Genomic DNA, 23,507 nt, shown 5'->3' with positions numbered 1-23,507 from the left:
TAACGATGAAAAAACATATTTTCGTGTTCCTAATTCTCAGTCTTGTTTTAACGGGTTGTTGGGACAGGAGGGAATTAAATGAGATTGCGATTACAATAGCGCTAGGAATTGATAAAGTAGATGAAGAATTTCGATTAACTGCTCAAGTAGTTGTACCGTCGGAAGTATCCATGAAACAAAGTTCTGGTCGTTCAACAGTAACCTTGTTCCAAGTTGACGGTGAAACAATATTTGAAGCCTTTCGAAAAATGACAATCGACTTACCCAGAAAGATATATCCCGGTCATCTTCGAATGCTTGTGATTGGCGAGGAATTAGCAAAAGAAGGTGTTGGCGAATCCTTGGATTTATTGTCAAGAGATTGGGAACTTCGATCAGATTTCTTTGTTGTTATTGCAAAGAATATGAGTGCTGGAGAAATACTGAATGTCGCAACAACATTGGAAAACATACCTGCAAATCAAATGTATAATACGCTTAAAACGTCTGAGGAAAGCTGGGCCGCGACGAAAGGAGTTACACTAGACGAGTTTTTAATGCTTATGATAAATGATGGAAAGGAGGCAGTTTTAACGGGGATTCGGGTGATAGGAAACCAGGAATTAGGTTCAAGTAAACAGAATGTGGAGTCGATTACGCCTGCTGCCCGAATTCAATATGATCATTTAGCTGTCTTTAAAAAAGATAAACTAGTGGGATGGTTAACTGAAAGTGAGAGTAAGGGGTTGAACGACATTACTAACTCAGTAAAAACAACAGTCACATCAATACCTTGTCCACAAGGAGGAAAAGCTAGTATAGAGGTTAAGCAGTTCAAATCTAAAATGAAAGGCAATGTAAAAAAAGGCGAGCCGCAAGTGGAAGTCAATATTCAGGCCGAGGGAAATGTGGGTGCAGTCGAGTGCAAAATCGATTTGACAGAAAAAAAAGCAATAGATGAGTTAGAGAAAGTTTATGAAAAAGAAGTGGAGGAACTCATTCAACAGACAATTGAAACTGTACAAAAACAATATAATTCAGATGTTTTTGGATTTGGACAAGCGATTCATCGATCTAATCCGAAAACATGGAAAAAAATTAAAGATCAGTGGAATGAAAGTTTTGTAGACCTAATAGTGGATGTTAATGTTGATTTGAAATTACGAAGTACGGGTACGCTAGATAATTCATTCTTACAAAGTTTAAAGGAATAACTGGGTATGTTTAAAGTAATGGGAGTCCTGTTGTTAGTAGCTCTAATCGCGCGGTTTGAAGTTCCACCCCTGTTATTAAAAGGAAATAAAAAAGTATTAGTTGTCTTCTTACTCTTTCTATCGATTGGTGCAGGTTTAGGGATTATCCAAGCGTTAGAAAAAACCATTCCAAATCTACTGGACTTATTAACTTTCATTCTTAAACCGTTAAATGATACACTATTTCGTTAGGCGGGGTAGTGAGATATATGGGGTGAAGATATGACATGATGCAAAATGTTAAAATAGATTCAAATCAGTTTTTAATACTCGTCATCTTTTTTACAATCGGGACAGGTATCTTAGAAGTTCCGTCCGTTTTAGCAGCTGAAACCAAGCAGGATGCCTGGATTACGGCTATAATTGGTATGGGCATTGGATTTTTGGTGATATGGTTTTTCACCACGTTGGCACTTTGGTTTCCTCAACTCTCCTATGTTCAAATCAATGAGTTGGTATATGGAAAATGGATCGGTAAAGCCGTTTCAGTTTTATTTGTAATGATGTCATTTATTTATTCTGCTACACTTTTATTTCAATCAGGGAATTTTTTAAATACCCATATTATGCCAAACACGCCCATGTCGGCCCTGAATATTCTAATGGCCGGAATTATGGTAATGGGTGTGTATCTTGGGCTAGAGACCATTGCACGATCTGCAGAAATCTTTGGTGCCATATTCTTTATCACTTTTATTGTATTTGTAGTATTAATTGCACCCGATATCCAAATAGACAACATAAAGCCAGTGTTTGAGGCAGAATCGAAAACGATGATTAAATCTTCCTTTTTCATTGTCCTTTTGTCATCTGGAAATGCGATTGTTTTATTAATGATTTTCCCGGCATTTGTTAATGATGTTAAACAAGCAAAAAAATCCTTTCTACTTGGAAATTTAATTGGTGGGCTTATCATCATTGTCATTACGTTTTTTTGTATTTCTATATTAGGGGCAGTAAAAACGGCAAACGAAATTTATCCAACTTATGAATTAGCAAAAAGAATTAGTGTCGGAAATTTCATAGAGCGAATTGAGGAAGTAATGGCTTTACTATGGATTCTCTCTCTCTATTTCAAGATGATCCTTTATTTTTATGCTTCTGTTTTAGCGATCGCACAAATCTTAAATTTGAAAGATTATCGGCCTATAATAATTCCATTAGGTCTAATTGCCGCCTTTCTTTCCCTCATGATTTATCCTAATATTATTTATAAACAAGAATGGGACAATACTACGGAAAAGTCCCTATCATTGGTGGTCGGTATTATACTACCTCTTTTGCTGGCTGTCGTTTATGGAATACGAAGGAAAAGTTTGAAGAAAGAACCGGGAAAATGATAGGGTATGAAATAATCACATTTGTAGCTTAAGCATTTAACTCCACATTGATAGAGGGCGCCGATTGCGAGTAGATAAACCGTGATTGCGGGGACATAAAACGGAATTGAGAGGACATACCCGAAGTTTATGGGGACATCAGGTGAAATCGCCGGATTCGGAGGACATCCTGGCCGATTGCGGGGACATAAAACGGAATTGAGAGGACATACCCGAAGTTTGCGGGGACATCAGGTGAAATCGCCGGATTCGGAGGACATCCCGGCCGATTGCGGGGACATAAAACGGAATTGAGAGGACATACCCGAAGTTTATGGGGACATCAGGTGAAATCGCCGGATTCGGGGGACATCCTGGCCGATTGCGGGGACATAAAACGGAATTGAGAGTAAAGAAACGCCATTGTGCGGACATCCCTGCAGCCTTTGCCGCAGGACGCGGTGATATTGGGAATACCTGCCACCAATAAGGCGCCTATGTTCGGTTTGTACATGTTTTCATTAATTGCACCGTACACAGGCATCACTTATTCTTTCCCTTTCTCTTTCTCTTTCTTTTTCTCTTTCTCTTTCTCTTTCTCTTTCTCTTTCTTTTTCTCTTTCTTTTTCTCTTTCTTTTTCTCTTTCTCTTTCTCTTTCTCTTTCTCTTTCTTTTTCTCTTTCTCTTTCTTTTTCTCTTTCTCTTTCTTTTTTCCCTTCTCTTTCCCTTTCTCCTTTTTCTGATTGTTTTTCACCTGTTCAACTAATGAGAAATCAAATTCTTTATTAGGTAATTCGCTTATGGATTTACTTAAGATTTGTTGGAAGACTTTTGTAACTGTTTCGCTACTTGTCCCCGTCAAGTAATGATCAGGGTCCGTTTTATCATAACCCAACCAAACTGCACCAACGATATCTGGTGTATATCCAACAAACCAATGATCTTTTGAACCTGCTACATCAGGGAAAGGAAGTTGCGTTGTTCCGGTTTTACCTGCTACGTTTATCCCCGCAATACTCGCATTTTTACCTGATCCATTTTCGACAACACCTTTTAGCATATAGGTCATCTTCCCGGCAACTTCCGGTTTGGTAACTTGAGTAGACGTTTCACTCCATCTTCCAACTAATTTACGTTCTGCATCCCTGATTTCTAAAATGGCATGGGCTTCCATCATTAATCCATCGTTAGGAAATGTAGAAAAAGCCTGGGCCATTAACAAGGGCGATGTACCTTGGTGCAAACCACCTAATGCTAACCCGAGATTATGGTCTTCTTTTTCTAGTGGAATACCAAACCGTTCAACAGTACGGATCCCCTCTTCAATCCCAACTTCATTTAATAACCATACAGCGGGTACGTTATAAGAATTTATTACTGCATCATTCATTGTGACTTTTCCGCGATATTGCTTATCAATATTTTGCGGTTGATATCCGTCTATATTTATTGGTTCATCAACCAGCATATCGCCAAGTTCATAACCTTGCTCCAGTGCAGAAGTATAAACAGCTAGTGGTTTCAATGCAGATCCAGGTTGCCTTATTAACTGGGTCGCATTATTAAAGCGTTTGTACGTATATTCGCCTCTTCCACCAACTAACGCACTAATTCCCCCTGTTTTTGGATTAAGAAATACGGATCCACTTTGAATAAGTTGATCTGGTTTACTCTCTGGAAAGTTATCTTCATCAAGATATACTTCCTGGGCAGCATCCTGTATAACGGGATTTAGTTCCGTATATATATGAAGTCCCCCTGATAGAACCTCATTCTCAGTTAGTTGATACTTTTCTATTGCTTCTTCAATTAGATAATCAACATAATACGGGTATTTTCCATCATAATCCACTATTCCTTTTTCCGTTAATACAATCGTTTGATCTAGTGTTTTTTCAAATTCCTTTTGACCAATGTATCCCTCGCTATTCATTAAGGAAAGCACAATGTTTCTTCGTTCAACCGCTTTTTCCATGCTCTTAAAAGGCGATAAATTAGACGGGGCTTTGACAAGTCCAGCCAAAGTTGCAGATTCATTTAATGTTAATTCACTAACATCTTTCCCAAAATAGACATGTGCTGCTCGTTGAATTCCCCAGGCCCCTTCACCAAAATAAATTTGATTTAAATACCGTTCCAAGATTTCGTCTTTCGAATACGTTCTCTCGATTTTTTTAGTGAGTATTAGTTCCTTGAATTTACGGGTGTAGGTCTGTTCTTCTGTTAGAAATACATTTTTCGACAGTTGTTGGGTAATTGTACTACCGCCAGCAACAATCCTTCCTTTAAATAGGTTTTGCATTAACGCCCTTGTAATTCCGAAATAGTTAATACCGCTATGTTTATAAAATAGTTGGTCCTCAGTAGAGACAAAAGCTTTGATGACCTCTTCTGGAATTTGGTCTAGACGAACTCCCTCAATTTTTGAGTTAGACACTTTACTAGCCACATCACCATTTATATCGTAAATAAATGTAGGCCTTGGTTCTACAATATCTAATTTACTTACATCGCTAAACAAAATTAAAATATTAAATACGAATAGACTAAACAAAATAATACCTATGAAAACAAATAAAAACTTATTGATTAGTTTAATTGATTTAAACCATTCAATAAATCCGCTTAAACGTATCCGTTTTTTCCGACGTTCCATTCTACTCAACTAAATACCGCCCTCCATGTTGTTGCAAAAAAAAAGGAGCTATTCCTTACTCATAGCTCCTAGCAATACATAGTTAAATTTTAACACATTAAGAACCCTAATAAAATATCATTGCATCACTATTTAAATCGTTCATTTTGTCAGAATACTTTACAAGCTAATGGCATCTTAACCTTCCTGACTTTGAACTTCTCGTCACTAAAGTAACGAAATTCCGCGAGTTTCAATTGATAAGATACTAAGCCAATTTAATTCCCACTGGGATATTTGAGCCGTAGTCAATACGATCTAGATTATGCAATCCAATCAGCTAAAAAGTGCGGGAAACATCCGTTCAATAGAGTCGTTTGAGTGCCTAGCACAAAAAGGCTTTTATCGATTTGACCTATGACTTACAAGTTTTCAGAATAGTGCCTGATTTGTGCAGGGGACTGTCACCCCACACGTGAGGAAAAATTAGTTTGTTGCTAGATATTTCAACATTTTTTCAGCCGCATCTTTACCTTGCTTAACGCAATCGGGAACGCCAACACCTTCATACCCCGCCCCGCAAAGGAATACGCCAGGTTTTTGCACTTCCAGGTTCTTCCGTATTCTTTTCAATTGTTCAATATGATTTATTGGATACTGAGGCATTGAATCTATGGCTCGAGTTATTGTGTGAAAATTAGGCGTAGCGGTAATGCCCATAATGTCTTTTAAATCTTTTTGTACATTAGCCAATAACTCCGCATCTGACCATTTAATCCACTTTTGATCCTTTTCGCGTCCTACATAACATCTTAATAATAACTTGTTATTCGGAGCCGCATGTAGCCATTTTGACGATGACCACGTACATGCGGTAAGTACATTTTTTTCGTTCACAGGAATAAGGAAGCCTGATCCATTCATTGGAAAGGAAATGTCTTCTTTATTGAATGTTAATGCGATGTTTGCAACAGATACGTAATTGATTTTCTCCAACCAGTCGATGGATTCCACATCTGACAAAAGCTTTGCAGCATGGTGATTAGGCAAAGCAAAGACGAGCCCATCCGCCTGGAGCATAGTATTATTATCCAAGTAAACATGATAGCCATTATTTGTTTTGACGACTTCGGTTACACCTTGCCCTTTGATTATCCGGATTGACCTTAGCTCTTCCGTTAATCGTTCAATTAATGTTGACATCCCATTTTTAAACGTTAAAAACATGCTTTTATTTGCAGCATCCGGTAATTGTACAGATGTGGGGGGATTTTTCTTCCCGGCAGCCATCCCCAAAATAAGGCTACGATGCTTCTGTTCCATTTCGATTAAATGTGGGAACGTCGCTTTAAGGCTAAGTGTCTCGGTATCACCAGCATAGATCCCGCCAAGAAGGGGTTCTGTTATATTTTTCAATACTTCTTTACCTAATCGACGTTTGATGAAATGCCCAAGAGATTCATCTTCTATGCTTTTCTTCTTAGGAAGCAATAAATCAAGAGATGCCCGCAACTTTCCTAAAGGTGATATTAAACCTGTTTTCATGAACGGCGTTAGTTTTGTCGGAATTCCCAACACAAGTCCAAGTGGCATTTCGTGTAGTTTCTTATTATAATAAATATAATTTGTCCTTGCTTTTGGATTTGTACCGACCAATTCATCCTCAAGGCCAAGCTCCTTTGTTAACGTAATAATCGGCAATTTACGGGCAAGAAAAGAATCAGGTCCTCTTTCAATGACAAATCCATCTCGACGCAGTGTTTGGACTTTTCCACCCAATTCCTCGCTTTTTTCAATTAAAGTAATGTCAATCGGAATCTGCTGCTCTTCAAACAGCTTTTTTATATAAAATGCAGCACTTAATCCCGTGATGCCTCCTCCAACTACAATCACTTTCTTACACGGTTTCCCCAAAACAACTACATCCTTTCAAGTATCAGATTGTCAACAATTACCTCAATGCTTTTGGAATATAGGCGCAATATGGATCACTTTCAAGATAGTCGCCTGTCACCGCATATGCACGTGCTCTGGAACCGCCGCATATATTTTTAAATTCGCAAACACCGCACTTCCCTTTTAGCTTAGACTTATCACGTAAATCTTTCATGACGGGGGAGTTTTGATAAATATCCAAAAGCGGTTGTTCACGTACATTACCACACGCAACTGGCAGAAATCCGCTTGGGTAAACCGCGCCCGTATGGCTAATAAAAACAAAACCATCGCCATCATTAACCGGTTGTGGTGCCCGCCCAAGAAAATCCTCTCGTTTTGGTTGCTTGTTCATTTGCCCGGTCATTTGATCCTTACTTAATCGTTCACTCTCTTGCAAATAAACCCTTCTATAATGCGGGGCCTCGGTTGTTTTCACCCCGTAAGGCATTTTTTGTTGGATTTGATAAAGCCATTTCATAACTTCTTCATGTTCCTCTGGACTTACCATGTCCTTTTGCATTCCCCTGCCTGTTGGCACCAAGAAGAATGCACTCCATAGAACGGCACCCATTTCTTTCACTTTTTCAGCTATCGCTTCTAGATCATGTAGATTATATTTGGAGATCGTTGTGTTTACCTGAATAGGAATTTCTGCCTCTTTCAAATACTCTATGCCTTTCATAGTCCGGTCAAATGACCCCTTCGTACCACGAAAATGGTCATGAATCTCCGCGCACGAACCATCCAAACTAAATGCCCAACGCGACAATCCAACTTCCTTCGCTTTTAGAACTGCACTCTGAGTAACCTTCGGCGTTGCACTAGGCGTCATCGATACAGGAAGGCCTTTTTCTTCAATAGAGTACTTGGCAAGTTCGAAAAGGTCAGGACGCATTAATGGATCGCCCCCAGTAAAAACGAAAAGAGGGTTATCCATTTCCGCAATTTGATCAATTAGTTTCTTTCCTTCCTCGAAAGATAATTGATAAGGATCGGCTTGATATTGTGCTTCTGCTCGGCAATGCAAACACTTCAATGCACATGCTCGAGTCACCTCCCATATAACAATAAATGGATGCACATTAAAATCTCTTTCCCTACTTATATTAAACATATGTAACACTCCTTCTATTTTGTAATGACAGTCAAAACTTAAACGATTACCTAACTCAAGGATAAAGGTTATTCGATTTAACAAATGTGATAATAATCACTATATGTGCAGCATTTTGTGTCGGAAATAATAACCTTTGCTGATGAACGTATTTGAGTGGCCGGCACTAAATAACCAGGTAAAATCTACCTAGCATTTTAGGAAATTTACGAGATACTGTATTTAGACTACTCATTTTATTCTCTAATGAAAATGTGAGGGATGTTTATGACAAAAGACAATCTCAAAAATGAATTACTAAAAGGGGGGCTGGGACAATATAAAATTCACGGGGTGATGCATAGTTCGGATCATAACGGGCCAAGCGTATTAACCCTGATTCAGGATATGTCAGCAGTTTCAGCAGGATATATTGTGGGGGTCTATATGTCGAGACAAGAAAATGAGGAAGTTATTTTCGATAACGAACTTGAGATATTTCCATTTCTATCTCACGAAGCCACAGTTTCATTTGCAAATCGGCTTCCAAATCGAACCGCGATTGAGTTGTTAATGATGCAAAAAGGAAATGATTTTGTATAGGAGCAGTGGAATCTCTCAATTCCCAATTAAAGCTTGTGTGGAGTACCTATGCAATAAGTAACAAACAATTCTACCAATCATATACACTTACAAATCCCCCCGCAATCCTAAAATGGATTGCGAGGGGATTATTTGTATTGGGAATATATTCACTTTAACCAAACACGGTTGTCAGAATAGTGTCTGATTTGTGCAGGGGACTGTCACCATTTCAACCATTTCAATTCCCCTCAAATCCAGCCAATTCCTCAATTACATGACAGGTGCACAGAATTCCGTTAAAGAAGTTCTCGATGCCGATATTTTCATTTGGGGAGTGGTTCGCTTCGTCAAAGTTTGCGTACGGCACAATAACAGAAGGGACACCTAGAATTTGCGTCCATACGTAATCCGGTAAACTCCCTCCTAGACTCGGCTGCAAAATAGGCGGCTGTTTATACGCTTTTTCAACTGCCTGTTTAATGGTTTCTACAACTTTTGAATCGGATGGCGTGCGGGAAGGCTTCATCATGCTATGACATGTTACTTCTACATCGGGTGCATATTTAGCCACATGCTTCTGAAACTTTTCATAAATATCTTCGGGATCTTGATCAACGACAAGACGCATATCCATTTTCAGTTTCGCAGTAGCTGGAATGATTGTTTTCGATCCTTCTCCACCATATCCACTATGGAATCCAGCAATGTTTATGGTTGGCTCCAACGTTAATTTTCTATAGTATTCCTCTGCAGTCATATCGAACCCTTTATATCCAATTTGCTCACCTAATAGTTTTGCATCGAAAGGTAACGTCGAAATCAGTTCCAACTCTTTTTCTGTCGGTATACGTAAATCATCGTAGAAACCCTTAATTAGAATTTTATCATCGGAATCTTTCATCGTATTCAAAAGCTCAACTAGCTTCCATGCTGGATTTGGAACAATATTTCCTTTATTGCCCGAATGATTATCCCACTCTCCGCCTTTAGCGGTCAATTCAACATACAACATTCCACGGACTCCTAACAGTACAAAAGGAGCACCGCTTTCATGCATCGGTCCGTCTGATGTGTACACTAAATCTGCCTTAAGTAGGTCCTTATTCTCTTCGACAAAACTTGCCAAGTTCGGACTACCGCTTTCTTCTTCTCCTTCAAATACAAACTTTATATTAATTGGTAAATCCCCTATCACTTCTTGATAACTTTTAATAGCGAGTAATTGAGCCATTAACTGGCCTTTATTATCCCCGGCACCGCGACAGTAGATCTTGCCGTTACGGATTGTTGGTTCAAATGGAGGGCTATCCCATTCTTCTAATGGATCTGCCGGTTGAACATCGTAATGACCATAGATTAATAATGTGAAATTACTAGGATCATTCATAATCTCTCCGTATACAACTGGATGACCTTTTGTAGGGAGCAGCTGTGTTTTTATTCCCATTCCCTCCATAATTTCCTGAAGCAATATACAAGCCTCTTCCATCCCTACATTTTGTGCACTAATGCTCTTTTGTCTCAAAAACGTAAATAACAAATCCAAATATTCATCTCGTTTACCCTTAATGTGATTTTCAATCTTCGACATGCTCATCCATTATTCACCCCTTAAATAAAATCTAATTATCTACAAATAACTTTAATTAATTGATAAATCTATTATATCAATTTTCACGTAGCAGGAGATAGTTCGTTCCCTTCACAAACATATATAGTAGGCACCCGATTTTAATAAACACAGAAGCCGTACGGTAAATACAGGAATTATAGCGTATGATAAATTAATAGAATAAAGTGAAAAAGGGGGAAACAGATGTGTATATTCCAAAAGATTTTCAAATGACCGAGGAACAAATGAAGTTTGAACATATCGAAAAGAACAGTTTTGCGACGCTTATTTCGCAACATAGAGGGAGTCCATACGCAACCCATCTTCCAGTACTTCTGGCTAAAGACAAAACGTATTTATACGGGCATTTTGCACGACCTAATGAGCAGTGGAAGGATATTGAAGACCAGGAAATACTGGTCATTTTTCAGAGTCCACATTGTTATATTTCTCCCTCTTGGTACGAATCAACAAACGCAGTACCAACATGGAATTATACGGCTGTACACGTTTACGGGAAAATGGAATTAATGGATGATGATAAAGAACTTCTGAAATCTTTAGAAAATATGGTAATGAAGTATGAACGACCGAATAGCTCCTATAATCTGGACGATATGAATGACAAGATTATATCGGGAATGGCAAAAGGTATAGTAGGATTTCGTATAAAAATAGAAAAAATCGAAGGCAAAGCAAAACTTAGCCAAAACCATCCTGTGGGGAGGCAGCATCTAGTCATTCAACAATTGGAGAAGCTGAAGGAAAATGAACGAAAAATTGCTTCTCTAATGAAAGAAAATAGTATGCATTCTACTTAATTAATATAAGGCAGATTTAAAACTTAAAAAGGGCGTACAGTCAATCAATATATTAAAAAACACCCAAGTGTATGCTCTTTTTTGCTATTTGCGTCTGCATCTACCCTTGCTTTAAGTAAGTGAAAACTACCACCGTCATTAGCAAAATGATAATCATAAAAACTTTGAAATACCATAGTTATCTGAATAGTGTTCAAATTGTAAAGGGGACTGTCACCACTAAACACCACTAAACAAAAAAACGCCCAAGCGGACGCTCCTTTTTGTGGATCAGTGATCAGTTAATGCATGCAGTTATTTGTTTTTTATATAGTCCATGCCTTGTGGTGTTATGGATAAAACTAGATTATCTGTCCCTTGCCCACTATCTGTGGCATATTCCTGTTCGATAAGGTAGTCAATCGCTAGTTTGCTGCTTGGCTCAGCATCTACCATTGCTTTGGGTAAGTGATAACTTCCACCGTCATTGGCAAAATGATAATCATAAAGGCTTTGCAACAGCATATCCGATAATTTATTTTCTTCTTCATTTGTCATGAATAATCCCTCCTCTATCTTTCATCCATCATACGACAAATAGAGGGCAAAATCCTTCATAAACAATACAGTAGTTTTTGGAGTACCTGTGCAAAAAAAGTTGTACATACATATCTGACCGGTTTTTTCAGCAAATATCTAATAAATATGTAATCATAGTGTGTATTCAGATTATTATCACGCATGGGTGCCTAAAATCATGATATGATGACAAAGTGTGTTTTATAAAAGGATAGGATGAATCGGGGGTAGGACGTGAATAGATTTATATTGTTTATCTTTATCACAGTATTAACATTAACCAGTGCCGTAAAGTTATCAGATAAAACAGCAGAAACTACAAAGAACACGTCGAGTACTGATTCTCAATATTACGATGATGATATTGTTAGTACGGTTGAAGCTGGAAGCGATATTGAACACGAACAGAAAGAAAGTTCTTCCCAAGAAGAATCAACAGATTTGCATAAAAGCAACATTCCTAGTGAAACTCCCAATAACCCAAAAAATACCTCGGGGATACAAACCAATGAATCTGAAACAACTAATGAAAAGATTGATAATATCGGAGGAATCCCGGTAAATAACAAAGAATTTAATTTAAGACTCGTGGTGGATAAACTCATTAATGAAAAGGTGTTTTTTGTAAATGGTATCGATTTAGCTTTTAAACAACCGCTAAATGAAGATGAGATTTACACACTTTTTGGGCCACCATCTGAGATCACAGAGCTGTCTGATTTGAATTTTGAGTACACTGATTACCGAATAGGTTATTATGAAAAACAATTAAATAGTGTTGCTTATTTTAATTTAAATATTAATGAGAATGAGGTATTGGAGGTTTTGGGTAATCCTTATTCCCTTACGGAGAAAAACCAATATAACCAAAGGGTGTTATTATATACTGTTTATTTTCATGATGTACAGGACTTGGAGGAATATATTACTCTTTACTTTGCATTTGACAATCACGGTACCTTGGAATACTTCACAATAAATTAACCCCAAGTTTTCGAGCTTTTTCATAACCTTTCACCGTTACTTTATTTCGTTTGTAATGAATTGGGGAACAGCCTATTCATTACAAACGAATTTCGGCATACTTTTTCTAGGCCTACAAAAAAGATAGAAGAATAGCAATGTTACTATTTAGCGTTTGAATCCCCAGTTAGGTCTACTCCAATAAGATTCCTTCCTTCAGAGCCGATGTACGATCTCAGCACATAATTCCTTTGCAAATACTAAAGTACGCAGTAACGCTACATTCAATTTTTTACTATACCTCTTTATTAATAGTCATTGTAGAATCCTTTTAAATCAATTACAATTGACCTATATTCCGGCTTTTAATTAGGAGTATAGAACCCAAGTCAAACCTTTGATAAAATAAGTTTATCATCCAAAAAGGACTATAAAAAAGAGGAGAGATCAACATTTATTGTTCAAAATGTGGCAACAAATTAGCAGAAGAAGACACTTTTTGTTCCGGGTGCGGAATAAAGGTTCCTACCTTACGAAGAAATGAAGTTCAAAATGAGACAGCCACTTCATTTGACGGTACAATACCACATCGGAGTGCTAGACCCGAAAATTCCTATGAGCAATATGACCAATTAAGGTATGCAGGATTTTGGCAAAGAGCAGGTGCAACGCTAATTGATATATTCCTTTGGCTAGCATTTGTTATTACGGTACAAATACTGTTTGCTGAAGAGTTCGAAAATGTATCTTATGTTCCGTTCCTCTTTCTTAACGTTATGTATTACGGATTATTGGACAGTTCTTCCTGGCAAGGAACTATTGGTAAAAAAGTAATGGGGATTGTTGTGTGTGATTTAAAAGGGAATCGAATTTCATTTTTCCGAGCTCTATTTCGATGTATTTTCCATGTGTTTTCGCAAATTATACTTTTCATAGGTTTTATTATGGTAGCATTCACACCGAAGAAACAAGCGTTACACGACATGATGACAGGCTGTATCGTCATAAAAAAGTAGGGTACATAGGAGACAAAGTATGAATAGGTTTTTGCTGTTTATTTTGATTACGATTCTAACATTGTTTGCAGCAGTATCTGCATCAAAGAAAGATGATGCGTATACTGATTGGGACTATCACGATGACACAAATGACATCCAAAGTGAGGAACGTTCGCATGAAGCCATTAATGATTATGATGATAGTAGTACTATAGATACAAAAAATGATTCACTAGTAACTCTAGATGCAAGTCTACTGTTAAACGCTGGACACGGGAGAATTAATGGTATTGATGTAGCAATCGGAGATCGTATTGAAAGTGTTATTTCTAGACTTGGACAACCTGTAGAGGATTATAGTATGCCTGGAACACTTGGTATGCCTGAATCTGGGTCGGTTAGTCTTGGATATAATGGTTTCACAATCCAAGGCGATGTGGTATCCACGATTATGGTCCATGATTCGATTATTCATCCACTACTTGGTATGGAGGAAGTAAAAGAGCTATTTGGAATACCTGTTGATGAATGGAGCAGCAGAGACTTTTCCCATATGTATTATGAAACAGATGAATATAGCGTAGATCTGCTTTTTAATAAAGAAGGAACAGAAATTATAGAGATTACACTAAGTCACTAGAAGTAAGGTGTGTTAAAATTGTACTGTTCAAAATGTGGGAATAGGTTGGAAGCAGACGCCCTTTTTTGCAATAAATGTGGTATAAAGATTCCACATCCAACATTAGATGAAAGACAAAATGAGGTGACTACTTCTTTTGTTGAAGAGAAGTCACCGAGTACAAGATCCAATCAAAATCATTCATCCGAGCAGAAGGTGACCTTTTCAGGTTGTTTAAAATCCTTTATTAAGTTATTAGTAGTACTTTCAATCGGTTGTTTGATTATTTTTATTACAGTAAATATGTATCTATCTAAAAAAGAATCAGAGTCCATCGTTTATAATATCTCAAATGAAATGTATAGCGATACAGAAAAGCTATTAAACATTATTGACGCTAAATTTCAAACGTTTAACCTATCTGCTTATGTAGATGAGAATGAAATGATTCAATCAATAGATGCGATTGAAGAGTATGGTATACGTTATATACATGCAAATAGCCTAACTCCCGAGGAAAACCAGATGCTTGAAGATATCGGCCGGGCTGTTTATTATTATTTCCAATTAATCGAATTAGATGATTCAGCTGATGCTTCCCAACTTAATTTCAATGAAGTATTTAACGATTATTCAGGACAAAAGCGGGATATTTATGGGATGTATTTACACCTTCAGAAAGAATTGAAAGACAAGTATGGATTTAAAATGAATTCTTAAATAATGAAATCAAGTACTGTAATCGCAAAAGCTTTTTACTAATGATGTACACATCATTGATCATAAAACTATTCCAGATTTGTATTGCAACTCGGAGGTTGTCGGAATAGTGTATGAATTGCGTTGGGGACTGTCACCTTTCAAAAACGCCTCAGGGATTCTAGACTTAGAATCCCTGAGGCGTTTTACGCTTTTAGCTCACTGCACGGAGGTTGTCAGAATAGTGTCCGAGTTGCGTTGGGGACTGTCACCGTTTCTACCTTTTTTTTTGATTCATTTATTCTTCGAGTAATCCACAATTAATTTGTCTTTAGAATTAATATGAGCACGGACATGAAATACTGGCTCGGTAAATTTGTACACATTTTGTCCCACTTTTAGAATTACACCTTCCAAAGCTTTATCAATTCGGATCGTTTGGTTATGCGGAACTGAAATTACCGTAGCAGAGGAGCTAATTGACCCCGCTTCTCCTACGTTTACCCCCAACCCTCCGTAAACTTCGCCCCCTCTTAAAATTCCATTAACTTGCACATATCCTTCGGCTTGAACAATAGTGTTTATGCATCCATGTCCAGTTATTGAAATATCTCCACTACAATACAAACTACTGTTCATCGCATTTGGTGCCGTAATATATGCTTTTCCATCCATCGTTTCTGAGGTACGTTCTACATGGTCTTGCATGTCATTCAATAATTTCCCGAGACTTTCTTGGGGGGTTTTCCCAGGAGACAGAGACAAAAACTGTTGCGATAAGGAAATTCCTAGCGCCGACCACATTTCGCTTTCCACAGGGATTTTGTTGTCAGAAATCAATTCAACAAATTTCTTTACTTTAATGGGGAATTCCGGAAACTTCCGCCCGATTAAAGAACGAATAAGCGGTTGTATACTACCTTTGCTATATTCACTACTTTTGAAGTTATCGGAGCTTGTCAATTTCCCCAATAGCTCAATGATTTCATCTACAGTTTCAATTATACTTTCCAATTGGGTCGAATATCCTGTTGGAGTAAACTTCAAATTCCCTGCTGTAATTTTAGAACCATTACTATTGCGATGTAAAGTAACCCCCCTAGAAGAAGTGATTGTAGCGCTATTTACTGCCTTGTGGATTTCAATGTCACCAATCGCATCAACTGACATCTGATCAAATACCTCTCCATATATCTCTACATCTCCCTTGAACGTAATATTTCCAGATGCAAGATCGACATTACCTACATGGATAAGTTTTGGAATAATTGATACCTTGGCAATGAGTCCTCTACTGTCTATTTTTGGACGGCCCGATTCTTTAGCTATAATCTTATCTTCAATTACCGCTATTCCCTTGCCTGCATGAACTTTTAACGGGAAGGTTTGTTTAACCGGAATTGGTTCATTCGTTATTTTATTACCGATTTTACCAACTATAGGCGGATGAATGATTCCGATTAACTGACCTTTATCAACGTGGGGAGTCGATTTAATTTCCCTAAAATCTACCCGACCGTCCTCATTTTCTCTTGGACCTACTTGTACTTTCGTGTCTACTTTTATTTCCAACCATCCATTTTTGCCTTGGTCGGGTAATTTTCCTTCTGCAATGATGAAATTTTCCGATTCGTTGGCTACTGATGCTTTCATAATTTCGCTATAATTAAATCCATAGTTAATACCCATTGAGCCCATTTTCTTGATTACCTCATCAAACTCCAGTGTGTTTTGAACCTGCTTATTTTCAACAACTGTTAACTTTGTATGTTGAGCTGGTTCAGTGTCTAATACGTTATATTCAATTTTGTAACCTGGTTCAACGCGTAAAAGAGCTTTATTTTTTTGGGCATCCATTGTGATTTCCCATCTCATCTCTTCTTCAACTATATCTAGCCTTATCTCGTACCTTTCCTTCTCGGAAAGAACAAGACTTTTCCCATTAAAAGGCTTCCCGTTAATGAGTACAGTCAAGTTTTTCGGGACTTCCAAAGTCGGATATTTGTCTTCAGAAGTCTTACAAATTATTTTACCGTCTTGTATCCACACTTTTCCTTCTAGTGTATCAGTAGTGATTTCCGGGGTGAGTTCTGTGTTGTAGGATGTTGGATTCTTTTTTTCATCTGCTTCGAAAAAATCTTTAACAAGACTTTCAAGAGAATTTATGCGTTTTTTTTCCTCGTTTTTAGTTAATTTAACTACCGCTTCCTTTGAAAGTACCTTCCAAAACCTTTCTTTACCTTGTTTAACTACTTCTATATTGACTTTATGTTTTTGAATATCCATTAACTTTAGACCCAAATTGACAGCTTCATCTACGTTTTTCCCTTTGGATACCACGTATTGCACTGCACATTCCTCCTATACAGATTGGGTTATTTGAACTACTCGTTGCTAAAGTAACGAGATTCTGCAAGTTTCAATTGACAAGATACTAAGCCAATTTAATTCTCACTGGGACTGCCAAAAGCCCCCTAACCACCTTGCCCGCCAACGCGGATGTATGGGTACATTTACGTAAGATATTTGCCGCACCGTTCATATCGGCATTGATCCAAAAGGAACGCCTCGTTTGATAGAGACCTCGGGAAACACGTTTCCCACTGAAAACAGGTTTGCTTTCTGTTATCTCTCCGTAAACCGGGATTGGGTCATTATCAAGAAAACTCGCTTTTGAAGTATAAGATTCTTCCTGTCTTGTAAATTGAATCCCGTAGCGTTCACACATGCTTTCGATTTTTTTCATTAGTAGACTATGTGGAATTTGCACGAAGCGTTGGTTTGCTTGTTTGCCCATATTGCTTTTATTTTTCCATCCTTTATTATGTCCAACGACAATTTTACCGATTCCATGTTCCAAGCAATGCTGGATCATGTAGTGTGTGGTTTTGTTTAAAAAATCGCGTAAAATATAGTTTCGCTTTCGCAACAAACGGATTTGACCGTTTGTTAGATGGATAATTTGTTGTTTATCTTTTATGGATTGGAGCCGTGCATTTTCTTTGTTGTACCATTGATTCACCGATTTTATCCGTTTGCCATCGATGATAAAAGCGTTACCCAGCGTGTCTAAACATGCGGCCAAGTTATCAATACCCAAATCAATAGAAAGAGCTTCATTTTCATCCAAGTTAGTCTTTTCAACTTGCACTTCATTCACAAATTCTATTTCGAAATAATGTGCGTTGTACTTCGGGATGATGCGTATTTCCACTATGTCTTCCGCCTGTAAGTTTATTGGGAATTGGATGGTAATCGCCCCGTATTCTTTTTTAAACGCTGAGGAGGTTGGGATATTAAATGTCCCATCTTCTTGTAATTTAAACTGAGGATAACTCAACTCAAAAAAAGAATCTTTCTTAAGGTAATTTGGGATTCGAGCTTTTCGGTCTTTAAGTTTAAGTAAGCCAAAAAAACTTTTAAAGTTTTCCTCTACCTTCATCAATGTTTGTTGAGCAGCGGCCGTGCCCATGAATGCGTAGTTTTCATTTGTCTTACAAAGGTGATAATTCTTATTGTAATTTAAATACTTTTTCGTTTCAAAAAAGTGTTGACGAACGCTGTAAAGTCCGACGTTGTACATGTTTTTACTTAAATGACTTAATTTTCTGAGCGCAAGGTACTCTTGTTTGGAACCTAATTTCAGGATTCCTTTTTGAACACCGAACTTCTTTTTTTCTGATTTCGACATCGTTTTCACCTCCATTCCTACTCTCAATTATACAGAATGTATGTTCTGTATACAAGAATGAAGTTTTTAGATTTATTCAATTTCAACCAATTCATCCCACGACTGAAGTCACGGGTGTTCTTGGCTTAAACATAAATTAAATACCTTTTCAGTTATTCGATTGTATGAAACTGACTTATCAATTCAGCAACTGGTAATGGCTTGCTAAATAGAAATCCTTGGCCTTCATCACATATATGCTCTTTCTGGAAATGAAAATGTTCTTCTGTCTCGATTCCTTCAGCAACAACACTTAAATTTTAATTATGTGCTAAGCTAATAATTGATTTCACGATTGCTTGATCTTTCGGATTGTCCGCCAAATCTTGCACAAATGATTGATCTATTTTTAAAATATCAACTGGAAACCTTATTCTGGCGACAGACTTCGTAGAGTACCCAATTGCCGATTGGTATGATCTCATCTGTTCTCTCTGCCAAGGAAATGAAATGAATTGGTGCAATTTGCACTAATCCGGGATGCTCCCATCTGATTAATGCTTCCGTTCCAACAATTTTACCAGTTTCCAGGTTAACCCTAGGCTGATAGTGCAGTAGTAGTTCGTTGTGCTCTATTGCTTTGGGTAAATCCCTTTCAATTGTCGACTCCCGGTAATTTAAGTTAATTAAATCATCTCTGGTTCAAATCCAAGTATCTTTTTTATTGTATCGCTCGTATATTTTATTACACCGTCCCGGTCCAATATTCCTATTCCGTCAAATGAAGGATCAATTAGCACTTCAAATATATGGTCAGTTAATTTGTTAGAAACTAAATCCCCCAAAAGTTGTCCCACGTATCCCTCTATTTCGTTTGCCCAACACCTATTAACACTATTATCTAACACTTTTCATAATTCGACAATCACCCGTAGTTCTTATTATCTATGACTAAGCAGGCCAATATGAACACAATTAAGTAGGAGTTATATCCTATACTAAATTGATTTGCAAAACAGAACTTGCAAGTGATAGCAAATTTTTAATTTCTAGAGTTATTGCCCATTTGATATATTTTTGCAATTGCTTGGGAACGGTCTGAAACTCCTAGCTTTCTAAGAACTTTTGTCATATGGTTTTTAACCGTGTGAACACTAATATGAAGGAGGTCGGCTATTTCCTTATTGCTGCAACCTGTTATGACCTTGTCTAGAACTTCCATCTCCCTCATAGTTAAATTCAGTTTACCAATTGCTTTTTCCTTAGTTGCACTTTTCATGGATTTCTTTCCAATCCCGTTACCGGTAGGCAGAATTGATTTCTTGATTACTTTACTACTATTAATAAATAATAGAAATTGCCTTCTAATATCTTTATTTACAATGTCTATTTGATTGATCGAATTGATTATTTTTGTTAATTCAGGATGCTCCCGTCTGATTAAAGCTTCCGCCGTGCTAATATCACCGTTTTCTAAGTGAAGCTTTAGCAAATAGTCAACCAGTAATTCGTCCCGCTCTATTGATTGATCAAAGCTTTTACTTGCAGCCTCTCGGAAATAGATGACAATACCATTAATCATTCTATTTTTCAATAGATTCTTTATATTCACTTCGCATAGTATTATATCACCGTTCTTTTTCTTCAATCTAAGTTCAGTTTCGATAAACCCACCCTCTGAATTCAGAACGGACTGAAATATTTCTTTCAAGGTGTTTAAATCTTCCCGGTCAATAAAATCAAAACAACTTTTTCCAATCACCATATTGGGATCAAAGCCAAGTATTTTCGTTACCATATCACTCGTATACTTAATGACACCGTTCCGGTCTAGAATTCCTATGCCGTCAAATGAATGACCAATTAGCGCTTCGAATATATTTTCGTTTAATTTATTGTAAAATAATTTCCTCAAAAACTACCCACCTATTCCTTTCATATTGTATAAATAATTCTCTTTATTAACATTATCCAATATCCTTCATAATTCGACAATCAGTCATAGTCCTTATTATTCATTTTTTATTGCATTATATCTATATTACCACATAGGTATTATATCCTTTTAAATATTTCAGGAAAATCTTGCAAATGGAAGCAAGTTCTTACTTTTCAGGATTATAGCCCATTAAATACATTTTTCGATTACTTGGGAACGGTCTAAAACTTTTGATTCAGTAAGAATGTTCTATATAACTAATGAAACACCCGATAGGCGTCTAGTATGTCCATTTTAAAAAAATGTTCAACAAAAATATCTGTCACATCTTTAGATGCAGCGGTTATTTTTGAAGTACCTATGTGAGAAACATCGACAATCAATTCAATTTATTTTATATACATACAAATTTGACAACTCATTCAGCATGTACCTAATAAATCAGTTATAGGTACAAAGAGAAGACTGAACTGTGGCAAACAATTAGATAATTAGAGATTCAAATAAGATAAACAGTCATAGGAAAGATAATAATCCAATGGCTGTTTATTTTATGCAATACTTTTTCCTGACTCTCTCAGTTAACCGTATCTTAACCTTGTTGATTTATAGTTGGGATAGAAAAGAGGGGATTGTGTTGAGGAAAATTGTTTATTTTAGTTTGATGTTCCTATTGGCCTTTAGTTTGATGCCCATCGAAAAGGCCGATGCAGCAACGTTTCCGGATGTTAAGCAATATAAGGAAGAAATAGAGTACCTAACCAATCGGGGCATCATCCAAGGGTACGGGGACGGAATGTTCAAACCCGAGCAGGCACTAACTCGTCTGGAGGCTGTACAAACACTGTTAAAAGCGAAAGGCATTACAGATTTAACTGCTCCGAATCCGAACTTTACGGATATGAGCCCAGGAACGCCGGGCTATGAGGAAGTCGCGAAAGCAGTTCAACTTGGAATTATTTCCGGGAAAACAGCTGAGAATGGAACGAAGTATTTTGATTCAACCAATCAATTGACACGTGGACAAATGGCAAAGGTGATTGTGAAAACGGGGCAATTTCCTGAGCGGAACACAACGTTATTTTCAGACGTACCTAAGTCCAATGGATTCCACAATGACATTTCAACCCTTGCCGCGGAAAGAATTACGGGTGGTTATCCGGATGGCAAGTATCTACCGAACAATGCCGTATCCCGACAGCATTTCGCTGCATTTGTCGCACGTATGTTGGATGATAAGTTTAAACCAGCAAAAGTCAATGAAGTCTTAAGTTATCTAATGGATAAAACAAAAACATATGTATTTGAAGCGGACGTTATTGGATTTGCCTGGACTGAGACAATGACTTATGCCGGAACCAAGTATACAGGATCCCCTGGATGGGATTTATGGAAGTCAGTGGATATGGAGGGGGATGTATCCTATACCATTGCAACGGAAAATAGCAATGGTTTGTTCTATAAAGGGTGTGAGAATGGAACTACATGCGACGGTGATTCTATTACGGAACTTAAATATCCGTTATCTGTTGGGCAAACATGGGAGACTACTATGTTTACAATAGGAACGTACACAATTGTATCTACCAATCGTACGGTAACAACTAAAGCAGGCACGTTTCACAATGTAGTCGAAGTGAAAAGTAATTATGGGGATCTTCTGTATTACGCACCAAATGTGGGCAATATTAAGACAGTGGCGTTCGGGATGACGGTTCTTGAACTTGTAGAACTGAAATAAAGACTTTAAAAACGGTCTGCATCTAATGTACTTTAGATGTGGGCCGTTTTTTTGTTTGGATGTCTGCTTTTTTGATGAGGATGTACCCTCTCTTATGGGATGTCCGCTCTTTCTGATTGGATGTCCGCTCTTTTATGGGATGTCCGCTCTTTTCTTCAGGTTGTCCCCTCTTTCCGGTCGGATGTCCGCTCTTTTGATGAGGATGTCCTCTCTTTTATGGGATGTCCGCTCTTTCATGTAAGTTGTCAGAATAGTACCCGAATTGCGCAGGGGACTGTCACCAAAAAAAAACTCTCCACCTACTAAAAAAGGGGGAGAGGTGAAAATCCTCTATAATCGGTCTATTCAATTTGCTAGTTTAATCGTCAATTCACCCAACCCAAGGTCAATCTTCAGATCAATCTGAACATCGCTCTTCTCATAGGCTTCGTTCACATAGACGCCTTTTCCCTTAGAAATGAAACCTTTCGCACCAATGCTCCCGATTCCTTTTGAAACAGTCAGTTTGACACCGGTGTCAGTTGGTAAGAGGATAGTCGCATCCCCGAGGCCAAGATTAATGTTCGCTTTGAAGCTATCTTTCCAATCACCGCTTAAATCGATAGTTGTATCGCTCACACCAGCATCGATTGATAGATTGCTGAGTTGGATGCCTGACAGGTTTAGGGTTGAGTCGGAGACGCCCATCTCGACGTCCAAGTCAATCGGAACCTCATTTGTCAGCTTGAGATCCCAATTATTCCGAACGCTCTTCAATCCCCAAAGCATTTTACCCTCTTGCTTGATCACAGCGCTGCCGACGGTTCCTTTTTTCTTGTAAGAGACAGTTGGCTGCATTTTTTTCTTGTTCGTGTCAATTGTGCCTTCAATCCAGCCTTCGGCACCATCCGTTATGGATATGTTTCCGTAACCAAAGTGGATATTGACGTCGAGTGATTTCATGTTATCTTTTTCGATTGAAATGTCGCTGGAAACTTCACTCACTAAAAACCGATTATAACCCCAAATGCCGAAGACAACGAGAAAACCCACTATTAGTGCAGCCGCTAAAAACTTTTGCATATGTTTCGCCCCTTTTCCCATGG

Annotated in this window: 22 protein-coding genes; 10 read left to right on the top strand and 12 right to left on the bottom strand. The window is 37.7% G+C overall.

Going from position 1 to position 23,507, the window contains the following annotated elements:
• Positions 1-5 precede the first annotated feature (5 nt).
• The 3 genes from ACP8HH_RS02855 to ACP8HH_RS02845 are packed head-to-tail and all read left to right on the top strand — an operon-like array spanning position 6 to position 2,572.
• Complete coding sequence (locus ACP8HH_RS02855) at positions 6-1,193, top strand: Ger(x)C family spore germination protein (RefSeq protein ID WP_438315593.1); 1,188 nt, start codon at positions 6-8, stop codon at positions 1,191-1,193.
• Between the two features lie 6 nt (positions 1,194-1,199).
• The gene (locus tag ACP8HH_RS02850) at positions 1,200-1,424 is read left to right on the top strand and encodes a hypothetical protein (RefSeq protein ID WP_438315590.1); all 225 of its coding nucleotides are present in this window, start codon (positions 1,200-1,202) and stop codon (positions 1,422-1,424) included.
• Between the two features lie 35 nt (positions 1,425-1,459).
• Complete coding sequence (locus tag ACP8HH_RS02845) at positions 1,460-2,572, top strand: GerAB/ArcD/ProY family transporter (protein WP_438315587.1); 1,113 nt, start codon at positions 1,460-1,462, stop codon at positions 2,570-2,572.
• Between the two features lie 526 nt (positions 2,573-3,098).
• On the opposite strand, the gene ACP8HH_RS02840 is transcribed toward ACP8HH_RS02845, so the two are convergent.
• The 3 genes from ACP8HH_RS02840 to ACP8HH_RS02830 form a co-directional block, all read right to left on the bottom strand.
• Positions 3,099-5,207, bottom strand: a complete 2,109-nt coding sequence (locus tag ACP8HH_RS02840) for a transglycosylase domain-containing protein (RefSeq protein WP_438318989.1) — start codon at positions 5,205-5,207, stop codon at positions 3,099-3,101.
• Positions 5,208-5,672: 465 nt separating this feature from the next.
• Positions 5,673-7,100, bottom strand: a complete 1,428-nt coding sequence (hemY, locus tag ACP8HH_RS02835; protein ID WP_438315584.1) for a protoporphyrinogen oxidase — start codon at positions 7,098-7,100, stop codon at positions 5,673-5,675.
• 37 nt (positions 7,101-7,137) lie between these two features.
• Complete coding sequence (locus tag ACP8HH_RS02830) at positions 7,138-8,238, bottom strand: TIGR04053 family radical SAM/SPASM domain-containing protein (protein ID WP_438315581.1); 1,101 nt, start codon at positions 8,236-8,238, stop codon at positions 7,138-7,140.
• Between the two features lie 267 nt (positions 8,239-8,505).
• Between ACP8HH_RS02830 and ACP8HH_RS02825 the strand changes: the two genes are divergently transcribed.
• Positions 8,506-8,820, top strand: a complete 315-nt coding sequence (locus ACP8HH_RS02825; protein ID WP_438315578.1) for a hypothetical protein — start codon at positions 8,506-8,508, stop codon at positions 8,818-8,820.
• Between the two features lie 220 nt (positions 8,821-9,040).
• Here the strand turns inward: ACP8HH_RS02825 and ACP8HH_RS02820 are convergent, their stop codons facing one another.
• Positions 9,041-10,399: a M20/M25/M40 family metallo-hydrolase gene (locus ACP8HH_RS02820; RefSeq protein ID WP_438315576.1), complete on the bottom strand. Its 1,359-nt coding sequence runs from the start codon at positions 10,397-10,399 to the stop codon at positions 9,041-9,043.
• A gap of 221 nt (positions 10,400-10,620) precedes the next feature.
• On the opposite strand from ACP8HH_RS02820, the gene ACP8HH_RS02815 reads away from it, so the two are divergent.
• Positions 10,621-11,235 carry an FMN-binding negative transcriptional regulator gene (locus tag ACP8HH_RS02815; RefSeq protein ID WP_438315573.1) on the top strand — a complete coding sequence of 205 codons (615 nt, stop codon included), beginning with the start codon at positions 10,621-10,623 and terminating at the stop codon, positions 11,233-11,235.
• Positions 11,236-11,529: 294 nt separating this feature from the next.
• On the opposite strand, the gene ACP8HH_RS02810 is transcribed toward ACP8HH_RS02815, so the two are convergent.
• The gene (locus ACP8HH_RS02810; protein ID WP_438315570.1) at positions 11,530-11,772 is read right to left on the bottom strand and encodes a hypothetical protein; all 243 of its coding nucleotides are present in this window, start codon (positions 11,770-11,772) and stop codon (positions 11,530-11,532) included.
• Positions 11,773-12,027: 255 nt separating this feature from the next.
• Between ACP8HH_RS02810 and ACP8HH_RS02805 the strand changes: the two genes are divergently transcribed.
• The 4 genes from ACP8HH_RS02805 to ACP8HH_RS02790 all read left to right on the top strand — a co-directional run bounded on the left by ACP8HH_RS02805 (position 12,028) and on the right by ACP8HH_RS02790 (position 15,093).
• Positions 12,028-12,777 (top strand): hypothetical protein, encoded by a 750-nt coding sequence (locus tag ACP8HH_RS02805; RefSeq protein WP_438315567.1) that lies wholly within the window; start codon positions 12,028-12,030, stop codon positions 12,775-12,777.
• A 425-nt stretch (positions 12,778-13,202) separates the two neighbouring features.
• Entirely contained in the window at positions 13,203-13,772 is a 570-nt protein-coding gene (locus ACP8HH_RS02800; RefSeq protein WP_438318986.1) for an RDD family protein, read from the top strand.
• A gap of 19 nt (positions 13,773-13,791) precedes the next feature.
• Positions 13,792-14,394, top strand: a complete 603-nt coding sequence (locus tag ACP8HH_RS02795; protein ID WP_438315564.1) for a DUF4309 domain-containing protein — start codon at positions 13,792-13,794, stop codon at positions 14,392-14,394.
• An 18-nt stretch (positions 14,395-14,412) separates the two neighbouring features.
• Positions 14,413-15,093: a zinc-ribbon domain-containing protein gene (locus ACP8HH_RS02790; protein ID WP_438315562.1), complete on the top strand. Its 681-nt coding sequence runs from the start codon at positions 14,413-14,415 to the stop codon at positions 15,091-15,093.
• 273 nt (positions 15,094-15,366) lie between these two features.
• Here the strand turns inward: ACP8HH_RS02790 and ACP8HH_RS02785 are convergent, their stop codons facing one another.
• From ACP8HH_RS02785 to ACP8HH_RS02760, 6 genes are all read right to left on the bottom strand, one after another.
• On the bottom strand, positions 15,367-17,421 hold the full coding sequence (locus tag ACP8HH_RS02785; RefSeq protein WP_438315559.1) for a flagellar assembly protein A: 2,055 nt from the start codon (positions 17,419-17,421) through the stop codon (positions 15,367-15,369).
• Between the two features lie 85 nt (positions 17,422-17,506).
• The gene (locus ACP8HH_RS02780; RefSeq protein WP_438315556.1) at positions 17,507-18,763 is read right to left on the bottom strand and encodes an RNA-guided endonuclease InsQ/TnpB family protein; all 1,257 of its coding nucleotides are present in this window, start codon (positions 18,761-18,763) and stop codon (positions 17,507-17,509) included.
• 299 nt (positions 18,764-19,062) lie between these two features.
• Entirely contained in the window at positions 19,063-19,227 is a 165-nt protein-coding gene (locus ACP8HH_RS02775; protein ID WP_438315553.1) for an EAL domain-containing protein, read from the bottom strand.
• A complete protein-coding gene (locus tag ACP8HH_RS02770; RefSeq protein WP_438318983.1) occupies positions 19,160-19,357 on the bottom strand; it encodes an EAL domain-containing protein in 198 nt (65 codons plus the stop codon). The genes ACP8HH_RS02775 and ACP8HH_RS02770 overlap by 68 nt, the downstream gene beginning before the upstream one ends.
• Before the next feature lie 71 nt (positions 19,358-19,428).
• Positions 19,429-19,587, bottom strand: a complete 159-nt coding sequence (locus ACP8HH_RS02765) for a hypothetical protein (protein ID WP_438315550.1) — start codon at positions 19,585-19,587, stop codon at positions 19,429-19,431.
• A gap of 197 nt (positions 19,588-19,784) precedes the next feature.
• Entirely contained in the window at positions 19,785-20,657 is an 873-nt protein-coding gene (locus ACP8HH_RS02760; RefSeq protein WP_438315547.1) for a LuxR C-terminal-related transcriptional regulator, read from the bottom strand.
• A gap of 661 nt (positions 20,658-21,318) precedes the next feature.
• On the opposite strand from ACP8HH_RS02760, the gene ACP8HH_RS02755 reads away from it, so the two are divergent.
• Positions 21,319-22,422 carry an S-layer homology domain-containing protein gene (locus ACP8HH_RS02755; protein WP_438315545.1) on the top strand — a complete coding sequence of 368 codons (1,104 nt, stop codon included), beginning with the start codon at positions 21,319-21,321 and terminating at the stop codon, positions 22,420-22,422.
• A gap of 345 nt (positions 22,423-22,767) precedes the next feature.
• On the opposite strand, the gene ACP8HH_RS02750 is transcribed toward ACP8HH_RS02755, so the two are convergent.
• Positions 22,768-23,484: a toast rack family protein gene (locus ACP8HH_RS02750; RefSeq protein WP_438315542.1), complete on the bottom strand. Its 717-nt coding sequence runs from the start codon at positions 23,482-23,484 to the stop codon at positions 22,768-22,770.
• Positions 23,485-23,507: the final 23 nt, after the last annotated feature.

This window comes from Sporosarcina sp. FA9 (genome assembly GCF_051550205.1).
Classification (GTDB): domain Bacteria; phylum Bacillota; class Bacilli; order Bacillales_A; family Planococcaceae; genus Sporosarcina.
Note: the sequence above shows the minus strand (reverse complement) of the source record. Positions and strands in the feature narration are given on the sequence as shown.